The organism is Fodinibacter luteus (assembly GCF_039541575.1).
GTDB classification, from domain to species: domain Bacteria; phylum Actinomycetota; class Actinomycetes; order Actinomycetales; family Dermatophilaceae; genus Fodinibacter; species Fodinibacter luteus.
The window spans coordinates 14,215-26,026 of record NZ_BAABGM010000026.1 but is presented as its reverse complement, the minus strand read 5'-3'; the positions used below and the strand labels follow the sequence as shown (position 1 = coordinate 26,026).

The 11,812-nt window shown below is 69.7% G+C and carries 13 protein-coding genes and 1 pseudogene; 10 read left to right on the top strand and 4 right to left on the bottom strand.

Annotation, left to right across the window (positions count from 1 at the left end; all coding sequences use genetic code 11):
• The first annotated feature begins 30 nt into the window (after positions 1-30).
• From ABD899_RS17865 to ABD899_RS17845, 5 genes are all read left to right on the top strand, one after another.
• Positions 31-681 (top strand): GNAT family N-acetyltransferase, encoded by a 651-nt coding sequence (locus tag ABD899_RS17865; protein WP_345208557.1) that lies wholly within the window; start codon positions 31-33, stop codon positions 679-681.
• A 307-nt stretch (positions 682-988) separates the two neighbouring features.
• Positions 989-1,300 (top strand): hypothetical protein, encoded by a 312-nt coding sequence (locus ABD899_RS17860; RefSeq protein ID WP_345208555.1) that lies wholly within the window; start codon positions 989-991, stop codon positions 1,298-1,300.
• 131 nt (positions 1,301-1,431) lie between these two features.
• Positions 1,432-2,073, top strand: coding sequence for a class I SAM-dependent methyltransferase (locus ABD899_RS17855; RefSeq protein ID WP_345208553.1), 642 nt, complete (start codon positions 1,432-1,434; stop codon positions 2,071-2,073).
• Positions 2,074-2,498: 425 nt separating this feature from the next.
• Positions 2,499-3,842, top strand: a complete 1,344-nt coding sequence (locus tag ABD899_RS17850; RefSeq protein ID WP_345208551.1) for a vanadium-dependent haloperoxidase — start codon at positions 2,499-2,501, stop codon at positions 3,840-3,842.
• 194 nt (positions 3,843-4,036) lie between these two features.
• Entirely contained in the window at positions 4,037-4,327 is a 291-nt protein-coding gene (locus tag ABD899_RS17845; protein WP_345208549.1) for a hypothetical protein, read from the top strand.
• 94 nt (positions 4,328-4,421) lie between these two features.
• Here the strand turns inward: ABD899_RS17845 and ABD899_RS17840 are convergent, their stop codons facing one another.
• Positions 4,422-4,631, bottom strand: coding sequence for a hypothetical protein (locus ABD899_RS17840; RefSeq protein WP_345208547.1), 210 nt, complete (start codon positions 4,629-4,631; stop codon positions 4,422-4,424).
• 314 nt (positions 4,632-4,945) lie between these two features.
• Here ABD899_RS17840 and ABD899_RS17835 point away from each other — a divergent pair, with 314 nt between their 5' ends.
• Positions 4,946-5,236, top strand: coding sequence for a hypothetical protein (locus ABD899_RS17835; RefSeq protein ID WP_345208545.1), 291 nt, complete (start codon positions 4,946-4,948; stop codon positions 5,234-5,236).
• Positions 5,237-5,680: 444 nt separating this feature from the next.
• Here ABD899_RS17835 and ABD899_RS17830 read toward each other — a convergent pair.
• Positions 5,681-6,498: pseudogene (locus ABD899_RS17830) on the bottom strand (ArsR/SmtB family transcription factor).
• A gap of 383 nt (positions 6,499-6,881) precedes the next feature.
• Here ABD899_RS17830 and ABD899_RS17825 point away from each other — a divergent pair.
• From ABD899_RS17825 to ABD899_RS17815, 3 genes are all read left to right on the top strand, one after another.
• Positions 6,882-7,253 carry an ArsR/SmtB family transcription factor gene (locus ABD899_RS17825; RefSeq protein ID WP_345208540.1) on the top strand — a complete coding sequence of 124 codons (372 nt, stop codon included), beginning with the start codon at positions 6,882-6,884 and terminating at the stop codon, positions 7,251-7,253.
• A complete protein-coding gene (locus tag ABD899_RS17820) occupies positions 7,250-8,152 on the top strand; it encodes a cation diffusion facilitator family transporter (RefSeq protein WP_345208536.1) in 903 nt (300 codons plus the stop codon). Before ABD899_RS17825 ends, ABD899_RS17820 begins: the two co-directional genes overlap by 4 nt.
• A gap of 93 nt (positions 8,153-8,245) precedes the next feature.
• Complete coding sequence (locus ABD899_RS17815) at positions 8,246-8,899, top strand: cation efflux transmembrane domain-containing protein (RefSeq protein WP_345208531.1); 654 nt, start codon at positions 8,246-8,248, stop codon at positions 8,897-8,899.
• A gap of 214 nt (positions 8,900-9,113) precedes the next feature.
• On the opposite strand, the gene ABD899_RS17810 is transcribed toward ABD899_RS17815, so the two are convergent.
• Both ABD899_RS17810 and ABD899_RS17805 read right to left on the bottom strand, forming a co-directional pair.
• Positions 9,114-9,449, bottom strand: a complete 336-nt coding sequence (locus tag ABD899_RS17810; protein ID WP_345208527.1) for a YnfA family protein — start codon at positions 9,447-9,449, stop codon at positions 9,114-9,116.
• Positions 9,450-9,659: 210 nt separating this feature from the next.
• Positions 9,660-10,076, bottom strand: a complete 417-nt coding sequence (locus tag ABD899_RS17805) for an ArsR/SmtB family transcription factor (RefSeq protein ID WP_345208522.1) — start codon at positions 10,074-10,076, stop codon at positions 9,660-9,662.
• Positions 10,077-10,235: 159 nt separating this feature from the next.
• Here ABD899_RS17805 and ABD899_RS17800 point away from each other — a divergent pair, with 159 nt between their 5' ends.
• On the top strand, positions 10,236-11,807 hold the full coding sequence (locus ABD899_RS17800) for an NAD(P)-binding domain-containing protein (RefSeq protein ID WP_345208518.1): 1,572 nt from the start codon (positions 10,236-10,238) through the stop codon (positions 11,805-11,807).
• Positions 11,808-11,812: the final 5 nt, after the last annotated feature.

Genomic DNA, 11,812 nt, shown 5'->3' with positions numbered 1-11,812 from the left:
GCGGGCCTGTCTGGTCGTAGGGTGCACACGATGATCCGGACCTACACGCCGGCCGACCGGGACGCCCTCGTGGACCTGTTCACGAGGGCCGGCGCCGACTCGCCCACGGGCGAGTTGTGGCGGCACGCGGCATCCGAGCGCATGGTGTACCTCGACCCGTACATCGACAGCTGCCCGGACACCCTCTTCCTCGCCGAGGCCGACGGGGAGCTGGTCGGATACCTCACCGGGTGCCCCGACACCGCACTGCTGGGCAGTGAGGACGAGCGGATCACCCAGGCAATCACCCGTCACAAAGTCATGCTCCGGCCCCGGTCCGCGCCGTTCTTCCTCCGGTCCACGGTCGACGTGCTCCAGGCCAAGGTGCGCGGCGGTGAGGTCGCCTCAGGTGAGGCTGTGGACCGCCGCTGGCCCGCGCACCTGCACATCAACCTTGCTCTCCAAGCCCGTGGGACGGGCGCCGCCCACGACCTGATGGCCAGCTGGCAACAGTGGCTCACCCGTGCTGGCTCGCCCGGCTGCCACCTCCAGACCCTGGTCGAGAACACCCGCGCAACACGGTTCTTCGAGAAGTCCGGCTTCATCGCGCACGGCCCCACCCCGCTCGTTCCGGGCGTGCGCTACAAGGGCCAGCGGGTGCACCAGCAGACCATGGTGTGGACTCCGACCCAAGCAGCCTGACGGCCGAGCGGTCACGGCGGGCGCGCAGCGCCTCCCGCGATCCAACCGCCCGAGCCCCATGAACCGCGACGCCGCCGCGGTGCGTCACAGCGCGGGCAGCTGGGCGTGGAGCGCGCTGGATTGTTGCGTGTTACGCCAACTCGACGTGTGGCGCGAGGGCGCAGCCTCACCCGGCGTCGCTCCAGGCGAGTCCCGGGAGCCGCTTCCGCGAAGGCTTGTGGTCGGTCCTGCGCGGGTGGACCATCAAGAATCCAGGCGCCGGGCACCATCTGGCCCCTCGGGCGACCTGGTCCGCGAAAGGACCGCTATGAGTATCCCCCGCATCTGTGCCAGCGTCGCTCTCTCCGCGCTTGTGATGGTCGTCGGCGCCAGCGCCGCCCACGCTGACCACACGCACGTCAGGGTCCTCGGCAACGGCAAGTGTGTCGTGCTCGCTGCCAACGGCGGCGAGAAGTATGTCCAGCTGCCCCATGCCGACGGGTTCCCGGAGAACCGCCGGCACCCGCTGCACGTCAATGTCCACCTTGGCCAGCCTGGAACCCGACAGGGGGAGGCGGTCATCTTCGTCCAGGGGACGGCAGGTGACCTCGCCAACTGCAATGGATACGTGAACGACTGAGCATCTACCGGACCAGGTCCGCGGCTCCCTGCGAGGTGCCGAACAAGCGGGACGTCGTGCGTCGTCGGTGACAGGTGCAGGTTGGTCCCGCCGCCTGGTCCCGCCGAGGCGCTCCTGCGATAGTTCGGACCATGCCGAGGCTCCCCGTACCTGACGTCCTGCTCCGCACGCTCAGTCGCCAGCTCGGCGGGCCGTCGGGTCCGCTGAGCCCACTGGTGGCGCGGATGCTCGACAAGGGAAACGGGACGGAGATCACGGCCGCCGTCGGGGCCTTGGACCTGACCGGATCGGAGGAGGTCGCGGACATCGGCTTCGGCGGCGGCCTTGGGCTCGACCTGTTGCTCGACCAAACCCGCGACGGCGGGCGGGTCCACGGCATCGAGCCGTCGAAGGACATGCTGGACCGGGCACGTAAGGCGCACCGCGAGCAGGTAGCAGCCGGGCGCCTGGCATTGCACGAGGCGGGGATGGAGTCGCTGCCCTTCACGGATGGTGCCCTGGATGGGTGGATCAGCGTCAACACCGTCTATTTCGTCCAGGACCTGCCATCGGCCTTCGCCGAGCTGCGCCGAGTGCTTGCACCCTCAGGGAGAGGGGTCCTGGGGATCGCCGACCCGGAATGGATGTCACGGCAGGCGTTCACCAAGTACACCTTCACGGTGCGGCCCGTGAGCGACGTCGTGGCTGCACTCGCGACGGCCGGCCTTTCGGTCGAGCAACGCACCATGCAGGGCTCCGCCCCCTTCCGGCTCCTGGTTTGCCGCCCTGCTTGACCAGGTCCCGAACCGGGACAGGAGAACTCAACCCCGGGCGTTCAATGCTTGTTGCCTGCTTCGTGGTCGGCTCCCCTGTCACCACCGGATCGCGCGCGCATCGGCTCGAGGGCGACCCCCCGACCTTCGTCACTAGCAGCCGCCTGTCGCCGCGGGGTTTGGCGAGGTGAGCTCGGGGTCGTCCTGTGGTGTGGATGTCGGGCGCGGGGTCGTTCGCTGTGGTGACGAGGGGGTGGACCCGCCTGGCGCAATGGCTCAGTTGGGCTATGGACGGGCCGCCGGCCGAGTGCCCCACTGGATGGATGCGGCTGCTGCTCGGCAGTCGGGCCGCACCGATGGTCCTCCTGACGATTCGACGCGACGCGACACGACACGACACGACGTGACCAACGAGCTCCGGGCCGATCCCAGGCAAGGAGAGAACCATGTTACGTAGTCGATCTGTCGCGGTCATCACGGTGGCCGTGGGCGCGCTCTTGGGCGCACTCGGTGTGTCCAGCGCGACGGCGGCCCCACCCGTGGGGACCGATGCCAGCGAGGTGACTCATTGGAACCAGGTTGCGGCGACGACGCTCGGCGCCGTCCCGGGACCCAACGGAGGCGCCCCGCCGGCGTTCTCGATCAACATGGGCATGGTCCAAGGCGCGGTGTACGACGCGGTCAACGCGATCGGGCCGAAGGAGCACCGCCCGTACCTGCTCGACACGCGCACCGGCGCCAGGGCGTCCATCGACGCCGCCGTCGCAACAGCCGCCTACGACGTGCTCGCCGGGCTCGTCACGACGGCACCGGAAAGGGCACCCTTCCCCGGTCGCGCCGGGCTGCTGAGCGCCCTGGCCACCGCGTACGCAGCCTCGCTCGATGCGATCGACGACAGCTCGTTCAGGAGGCAGGGCATCACGGTGGGGCACGCAGCGGCGAGGGCAATGCTCGAGGCGAGGGAGGGCGATGGGCGGTTCGGGCCGTCTGCGTGGGTGTCGGACCCCGCACCCGGGCACTGGCAGCCGCTCGCGCCTGGCGGCGTGCCGGCTCTTGACCCGACCCCGTGGGCGGGCAACGTGAGGCCGTTCCTGATCCAGAGCTCCTCGCAGTTCCGCTCGGCGCCACCGCCGGCGCTCGACAGCGCCCAGTGGGCGGCGGAGTTCAACGAGGTCAAGGCCCTGGGCCGGGCCACCGGCTCCACCCGCACTGAGGAGCAGACGTACAGGGCCAAGTGGTGGCAGAGCGCCCCGGTTCACAGCTGGAACGAGGTCGCCCGGCAGCTGATCGCACGCACCGGTCTCGACGCCGCCGACAGCGCCAGGCTCCTAGCGCTGCAGAGCCTCAGCGGCGCGGACGCGGCGATCAACTGCTGGAACGACAAGTACCACTTCGACTTCTGGCGGCCGTGGAACGCGATTCCACGAGCGCTGGCGGACGACAACCCCGACACGGAACCCGACGGGGACTGGACGGCGCTGATCACTGCCCCGTATCCCGAGTGGACCTCAGGCCACAACTGCCTCGACGCCGCACACATCACCGTGCTGCGGATGTTCTTCGGCGATGACCCGGTGGGTGGGCCGTTCGAGGTCACGAGCACCTTCGCGAACCCCGGAGGACCTGCTGTGCGTACGTTCGACACGTTCTCGCAGCCGCTGTCCGAGCTCATCGAGGCACGGATCTGGGCTGGCCTGCACTACCGCAGTGGGGACGTCGCCGGCCAGTTGCTCGGCCGGAACGTGGCCAACTACGGGGCCGCGAACTACTTCCAGCCAGTGGGCACGTGACAACCACAAGCTGAACGGCCCATGACGGAAAGGCCCGGTCAACGCGGGCCTTCCCGCCACAGGCGCGCAGGGGTCAGTCGATCAGCCGGTCGAGGAGTTCGGACGACTCATAGGGCTGGTCGATGTCTCCGAAGTGGCCGTCGTCGCGGACGATCTGGGTGCCGCCGAGCCGGTCGAACATGGCCCGACCTTGCATGTCGTCGCAGCCGTACGGGTCCTCGCGGGTTGATGAAGTACAGGTCACGCACATGGGCCCGGATCGCCGCCCAGTCGTAGTCCTGCTGGAGCACGGGTTCGTCCTCAGTGGTGGTGGGCGGGGTGCACTACCCGGCGACGAGGATGGCCTGACCCACCCTGGTGTCGATGTGCTCAAGGAGCGCCAGCAGCAGCGCTGCCCCGCCGGAGTGGCCGACCAGCACGGTGTTGGCATCGAAGGTGTGGTTGGCCAGTACCTTGGGCAGGAAGTTGTCTCGACGGGCGTGTGATCGACGCCTACTGGGTATCGATGCGGTCGACGGCGACCTCGAACCGGGTCTGCGCCACCCACGAGTCCCGGTGACGGCCCTTGCGGGTTCACCACTACCGGGGCAAGCCGGAGCCGGATTTCGGCTGTTCGGGGACCTGGTTCGACTGGGGTCCGTCCGGGAGCCACACTAGGGCCCGCCTTGCCAGGTGACGGTGCGCCGCCGCTGCCTCGTCGTCGCACGGTCGCAGCACGCTCAACAGCATGCCAAGTGCGAAGCCGCCGATCAGGATACCGCCGGTGATCACCACCACCCCAAAGTCCATCCGTCCAGCGTAAGAAGGATTGGTCTTCCTGGACGCGATCGGTACGGGCCAAGTGCGTCGGCTGGCTCCCCGGCAGACAGGCGCGTGGAAGGCACACCGCCGCTGCCGGTGGTGGCGGCGGAGGGAGCGCCGTCGAACCCATCCGCGTCACAAGCCGCCAGCGGGCGGGGCCTGACCACAGTCGGACTCACTGCGCCGCATGCGGCCCGACGCCATGCCGAGCAGACGTTGCCGGCCGGCCCGCCGCCGGATGCCGACTTCGCTGGGCGGGTCTAGCGTGAGGGTAATCCGGATGTACCCCTGAAGGAGGCGTCATGCCGACCACCAACATCACCTGGTACTCGCTCGGATTCAACATCGTGGACAAGCAGGGGTTTCTCTACTACGGCCTGGAGGGTGACAGCTCAGCCCACCAGATCTTCGTCACGGCGCAGGAACTGACGGCGCTGGCCCACATGTTCCGTGACGGCGGACAAGTCGTGTTGAACGACACCGGTGGACAGTTCTACTTCGTCACGGAGCGGCAGGACATCGCCGCGCACGTTCAGGTGGACCCGGCAGCCCCGGGCCACCACGGCCCCAAGGGACCGAAGCATCAGACATAGGTCAGACGGCTGACTGGCCCTCGGCGAATCGTTGAATGCTGGTGACAGTTGCGTCACTGCGGCTCCCGTTCTGTTGCCAAGGGGTCGGGGTCGGCGTCTTGGAGTGTGCGCCGGCGCCTGTTTGCCGTCGAGGTCGTTCGTCCGGTCGGGCGCTGCAGCTTGACGGCTCCGGCGCGTCGGCGCGGTGGCTGGGGAGCCGGCATCGCGCGTTGGACCCATCGGCCGTGGTCTCGGATCGGCGCTCGCGGTCTGAGCGTGGGCGCTGCCCGTGGCAGATCCGCGCGATGCACTGTGTCAGCGCTGCCACCCGAACAGCTCGGTGACGCGGGTCGGGCCGGCCCCTCAAGCCAGTCTTCGGTCGCCGGTCGGGAAGTCGCGTCCAGCACCGCCGACCGCTCCGTGGAGCAGCACGCGGTTCGCCAAGGCGTGATGGTCCTTCCCGGCCTATGCCTGCGCGGGGCTGTACATCAGGGACCCGGGCGTGGTCAGCAGCTTGCCGGTCTCGAGCAGGGTCTTGAGGCCAGAGAGAATCATCGGCCAGCCTCCGTAGAGCTCGGCGTTGGCGCTGGCCGGCAGCTGGTCGTGAACGACGGTGAGTCGGCAGGAGTCGCCGACCTGCTCGATCTCCCAGGTCACCCGGGTGGTGCCCTGCGCCAGCACCTCCTCGCTCCACCGCGCCTGGAACGTCTGCACCAGCAGCCGCGGTGGGTCGACCACGAGGTTCTCCCCGCCCGCGATGTCGACGGCGCCGGGGATGCCGGACTCGTACGTCGACCCGGCGGTCCAGTCCGAGTGCGTCTGGACCCCGAAGCTGTACTTCGCGCGCGTCTGCGGGTCGGTGATGGCCTCCCAGAGCCGGCTGGGTGTGGTCTTGATGAAGATCTCGAACACCGCGGTGTCCGCGACCGGGGCCGTGCCGCGTGCGAACGAGACGGGGACGTCGGGGTTGGTCATGGCGTGTCCTCCAGGTGTGACTTGAGCTCGACCAGGGCCGAGGCCCACGGCTCGGCGTACTTGCTCACCCAGCGGTCGTGGATGAGGCGGATGGGGACGGGGTTGAGGTGGTGCAGCTTCTCCCTGCCCTGTCTACGGGTGACCACGAGACCGGCCTCCTCGAGGACCTTGAGGTGCTTCATGACCCCGAACCGGCTCATCGGGACCCGTTGCTCCAGCGCTGTCAGCGACTGACCGTCCTCGACGAACAACGCGTCGAGCAGATCGCGTCGGGTCGGGTCCGCGAGGGCCTTGAACACCGCATCCACCCGACGAACAATAGGTGACCTATTGGTCACCTGTCAACGCAGGGGTGCACGGTTCCACGGAGCAGGGACCCCGCCGGGGCGGCGGACAGTCCGTGGCTGTCCTCGCGGACCACGACGTCCGCGCACGCGGACGAGGGCGACCGTTGCGGGTCGGCCGCCGCGGGCTGCTCCGCGGAAGGCCGGGCCAGGAGAGTGAGGCCGACGACGGCCGCGATACCGACCGCCACGACGACGGCGTTGCACTTGATGGCAGTCCTGAAATCGGGGCACGGAAACGGCGACTTGACATCACCGGTCGACCGGACGACCCTGACATCTGAGCGATCGTTCAGATATGGAGGTTGACCGTGGTGACTCACGTGGTGGGACTCGACGGGTGCGCAGTGAACGGCGTGCATCCGGAGAAGGTGGCGCTGGTCGTGGACAACGCGCCCGGCCGCGACGAGCTGGCGACGGTCACCGGGGTGTTCAAGCTCCTGGGCGACCCCACCCGTGCCCGCCTGTTGTACGCCCTGCTCGAGGCCGGTGAGCTGTGCGTGTGCGACCTGGCCGCCGCGACCTCCACCGCGGAGTCCACGGTCAGCCAGGCCCTGCGGATGCTGCGCGCCTCCGGTGTCGTGGCCGGCCGCCGCGAGGGCCGCAACGTGTACTACCGCCTCTCCGACGGTCACGTCCGGATGCTGCTGGACGTCACCCGTGAGCACGTCGTGCACACCACGCCCGCGACCGACCAGGGACCTGTGACGTCCCGATGAGCGGCGGGCACTCCCACCCACCTCCCGGGCACGCCGGTGGGCGCCACCGGTGGCGCCTGGCCGTCTCCTTCGGCCTCGTCGCCTCCTTCTTCGGCGTCGAGCTCGTCGCCGGGATCATGTCGCAGTCCCTCGCGCTGCTCTCCGACGCCGGGCACATGGCCGCCGACGTCGTCACCCTCGGTGCGGCGCTGCTGGCCACCAGGATCGCCGCCCGACCCGACACCACCGGTCGTCGCACGTTCGGGTCCTACCGGGCCGAGATCTTCGCGTCGGGCTTGGCCGTGCTGGTGATGATCGCGGTCTCGATCTACATCGTCATCGCCGCGATCGGGCGCATGGGGTCCACCCCGGAGGTCGGCTCGACGGCGATGTTCGTCGTCGGTGCGATCGGCCTGGTGATCAACGTCATCGCGCTGCTGCTGCTGCGCGGCGGCGCCGGCGAGAGCCTGAACGTCAAGGGCGCCTACCTCGAGGTCGTCGCCGACACCCTCGGGTCCATCGGTGTCATCGTTGCCGCCGTCCTGATCACAGTCACCGGGGAGGCGGTCTGGGACACCGTCATCGCCCTGGCCATCGGCGCCTTCGTCCTGCTGCGCGCCCTGCGCCTGGGACGCGAGGTGCTGGCTGTGCTCGGCCAGCACGCCCCCGCCGGAATGGTCCCGGACACCGTCATGGAGGCCCTCACCGCCGTCGACGGTGTCGAAGAGGTTCACGACCTGCACCTGTGGACCCTCACCTCCGGGATGGACGTCGCCACCGCCCACCTCGTCGTCCGCGACGAGTCCGACGAGGTGCTGGCCCAAGCCACAGCCCTGCTGCGCGACCAGTTCGGGATCGCCCACGCCACCCTGCAGGTCGAGACCAGCGACAGCAAGCACTGCCAGGGTGTCGACTGGTAGCGAAGGACAAGCGCACGACGGACTCAGCCGGGCTGACTGACGAGACCGTCGCGCTCAACCCCACACACGGAACCTCGTCACCAAGGATGACTCGTGACCAACCCCGCCACCTCGCCCGACCTGACCGACGCCCGCACCGAAGCGCTGACCCGGCGCGGGCTCCGCCTGGCCCAGTTCACCGTCGCCTACAACGTCATCGAGGGTGTCGTCGCCGTGACGGCCGGGCTCATGGCCGGGCTGGTCTCCCTGGTCGGCTTCGGCCTGGACAGCGGAATCGAGTCCGCCGCAGCCGTCCTCGTCGGGCTGCGACTGGCCGCCCGGCTGCGACACGGCGAGGCTGACGAGGCAAAGGAGCGGCGCACGCTTCGAGCCGTCGCCGTGACGTTCTTCGTGTTGGCCGCGTACGTCGTCATCGTGGGGATCCGCGACCTGCTCAGCGGCGAAGCCCCTGACACCTCGGTCGTCGGGCTGGTACTGCTCGCCGCGTCGGTCGTCGTCATGCCGATCCTGGCCCGCGAGAAGCACCGCGTCGCGCAGGCCCTCGGCGGCGACCGCCTCATCCTCGCTGACGCAGCCGAGACAAGAATCTGCGTCATGCTCAGCATCTCCACCCTCGTCGGGCTCGGGTTGTTCGCCCTCACCGGCGCCGCATGGCTGGATCCCGCGGCCGGGTTCGTGATCGCCGCTTTCGCCATCCACGAGGGCCGCGAGGCGTGGGAAGGCCAGCTCGTGGAAGACGACGACTGATCCACGACCTCGTTCGCGCAGCAGCAACCAGGTGCAGATGCTTCCGCCACGCCACGTCGCCGCAGCGCCGCCGGCCACCGTAGATGGGACGCCTCTTGCTGGAACTCAGGGGGACGCAACTGCCCCTGAACGGCCCGTGCTGAACGAGGCACAAAACCCCATGTGAGTCGGGACCCCACTCACCCATCGGCCGATGTGAGCCCTCTGGCCGGTCCTAGCCGGTACGGGGCGAGTACATGATGACGCCGACCCCGACCAAGCAGATCAGGGCGCCGATGACGTCGTAGCGGTCCGGGCGGAACCCGTCGAGGATCATCCCCCAGGCCAGCGACCCGGCGACGAACACGCCGCCGTAGGCAGCCAGGATCCGGCCGAAGTTCGAGTCCGGCTGCAGGGTGGCGACGAAGCCGTACAAGCCCAAGGCGATGACCCCGGCCCCGATCCAGACCCAGCCGCGGTGCTCGCGCACGCCCTGCCAGATCAGCCAGGCCCCACCGATCTCAGCGATCGCCGCCAGGACGAACAGGGTCAGGGAGCGGGTCACCGTCATGGCGGGATTCTGGCACCCGGACACGACGGGGCCAGCCGTGGCGTCCGGCGAGGAACCCGCCCACGCTCAGCGCGGCGACCACGACCGCGAAGACGGCTCCGGCGAAGAGCAGGCTCGCCACGGTGGCTGCCGCTCCGGTGGCGGCGATCCCGAGCAGCGCCATCAGCGGTTGCGCGCAACAGACCGCGCAGGCGGCGGCCGCGCCGCCGATCAGGTACCGGCGCGACCCGTCGTCCTCCGGTGCTGTAGGCGGTGCCCTGAGCCGCCCAGGGCGAGGGCGTCGCGGATGGCCGCGACTCGCTGCGGCACGGCGCGGTAGTACACCCACGTGCCGCGCCTCTCGCTGATCGCCAGACCGCTCTCCTTGAGGATCTTCAGGTGGTGGCTCGCGGTGGCGGCGCTCTTGCCGATGCCCTGGGAGATGTCGCAGGCGCAGACCTCGTCGGCATTGAGCAGCATCGACATGATCTTCACGCGTGCGGGGTCGGCCAGGGCCTTGAACATCTCTGCGAGGGCCTGGGCCGACGCGTCGGCCACGCCCGAGCGGATCGGCTGGCAGCACGCATCGAGAGCTGTCAGGCCGGTGATGGGGTCTGCCTCGGGGGGAGTGGTCGTGGTCGAAGCCATGGCCACAGGCTACCTCCAACAGGGTCATGTTTCGATAGCGTTCGAAGGAATGCTTCCATGAGCATCGAAGTTATGGTTCGATGAACGTCGAAGATCAAGCATCGGTTCGCAGATGGCCCGCAGGGCACCCGTGCGGGCCAGTCGTCGAAGGAGACCAGCGTGACCGCACAGACCCTCGAACCCAGCAACCCCGGCACCACGGACCCTGACCTGCCCGTCGTCGTCATCGGGGCCGGTCCGGTCGGTTTGGCCGCTGCCGCGGAGCTCACTGCGAGGGGGCTGCCGTTCCTGGTCCTCGAGGCTGGGGACTCGGTGGGGTCTGCCGTCGCGCAGTGGGGCCACATCCGCACCTTCACGCCATGGCAGTTCATCGTCGACGCCGCTGCGGAGAAGCTCCTCGCACCGACCGGGTGGACCCGCCCGGCCGAGCGTCGGTCGCCGACGGGCGCCGAGATCGTCCACCGGTACCTCACGCCGTTGGCGGCGGCCCTGGGCGATGCGGTGAAGACCACGACCCGTGTCGTGGCCGTCTCCCGGGACGGGCTGGACCGTTCACGCACGGTGGGGCGCGAGACGCGTCCGTTCCTCGTGCGGGTCCAAGGTGCCGACGGGGCGATGCAGGACCTGCGCGCCCGAGCCGTCATCGACGCCTCCGGCACGTGGGGACAGCACAACCCGCTCGGCGCCTCCGGCCTGCCTGCCCTGGGTGAGCCCGCTGCCCGGGCGGCGGGATTCCTGGTGGGGCCCCTGCCGGACGTCCTGGGTGGCGACCGGGCCCGGTTCGCCGGTCGCACCACACTCGTGGTGGGCATGGGCCACTCCGCGGCCAACACCCTGGTCGCCCTGGCCCAGCTGGCCCGGGAGGTGCCGGGAACGCGAATCGTGTGGGCGACCCGCGGCACGAACACCCGCCGCGTGTTCGGTGGAGGGACCGCCGACCAGCTTCCCGACCGCGGCCGCCTCGGCGCCGACCTGCAGGACCTCGTCGAGTCAGGTGCGCTCGAGCACATCGCGGGCTTCGCAACCAGGCAGGTCCACGTCGACGCCGGGGGTGGGTCGGTGACCGTGGTCGGTGACACGTTCGAAGGTGAGCGGGCCATCGAGGGGGTGCACGCCATCGCGGCCGCCACGGGGTTCCGGCCGGATCTCGTGATGCTCTCCGAGCTCCGGCTCGACCTCGACCCGGGCCTGGAGGCGCCGCGCGCGATCGGGCCGTTGGTCGACCCGGCCTTCCACTCGTGCGGGTCGGTGCCCCCGCACGGCTGGCGTGAGCTGGCCCATGAGGACGAGCCCGGCCTGTTCGTCGTCGGGATGAAGTCCTACGGAAGGGCACCGACGTTCCTGATCACCACGGGCAACGAGCAGGTCCGCTCCATCGCCGCCCACCTCGCCGGGGACGACACCGCCGCAGACGAGGTGCAGCTCGTCCTCCCCGAGACCGGAGTGTGCTCCTCGAGCAACGCCCTGGCCGACGACGAGGTCGCAGCCGGGGCGGAGGCTGCCGGAGGATGCTGTGACACCCCGAGTGCCGTGACGTCCCCTGCCAGCGAGCAGAACGTCGTCGCCTCGCTGGACCGGCTCCGGGTCGGGTTCGCCACCGGTGTGCCCAACGGGCGAGCCGGTGACCTCGTCGGTGGCGTCGTCCAGGACCCCGGCACCGTGGCGTTCGGCGCGCCGGCCGTGGCCGTCACCGACGTCTCGGCGAGCCGCTCCGGTGGCTGCTGCGGGTGACCCGT

Bases quoted from the DNA above. Each gene is read 5' to 3' on its own strand.
- ABD899_RS17845 (WP_345208549.1), top strand. From the start codon at position 4,037: ATGTCGTCGCAGCCGTACGGGTCCTCGCGGGTTGATGAAGTACAGGTC.
- ABD899_RS17810 (WP_345208527.1), bottom strand. From the start codon at position 9,449: ATGACGGTGACCCGCTCCCTGACCCTGTTCGTCCTGGCGGCGATCGCT.
- ABD899_RS17860 (WP_345208555.1), top strand. From the start codon at position 989: ATGAGTATCCCCCGCATCTGTGCCAGCGTCGCTCTCTCCGCGCTTGTG.
- ABD899_RS17850 (WP_345208551.1), top strand. From the start codon at position 2,499: ATGTTACGTAGTCGATCTGTCGCGGTCATCACGGTGGCCGTGGGCGCG.
- ABD899_RS17865 (WP_345208557.1), top strand. From the start codon at position 31: ATGATCCGGACCTACACGCCGGCCGACCGGGACGCCCTCGTGGACCTG.
- ABD899_RS17835 (WP_345208545.1), top strand. From the start codon at position 4,946: ATGCCGACCACCAACATCACCTGGTACTCGCTCGGATTCAACATCGTG.
- ABD899_RS17840 (WP_345208547.1), bottom strand. From the start codon at position 4,631: ATGGACTTTGGGGTGGTGGTGATCACCGGCGGTATCCTGATCGGCGGC.
- ABD899_RS17820 (WP_345208536.1), top strand. From the start codon at position 7,250: ATGAGCGGCGGGCACTCCCACCCACCTCCCGGGCACGCCGGTGGGCGC.
- ABD899_RS17855 (WP_345208553.1), top strand. From the start codon at position 1,432: ATGCCGAGGCTCCCCGTACCTGACGTCCTGCTCCGCACGCTCAGTCGC.
- ABD899_RS17805 (WP_345208522.1), bottom strand. From the start codon at position 10,076: ATGGCTTCGACCACGACCACTCCCCCCGAGGCAGACCCCATCACCGGC.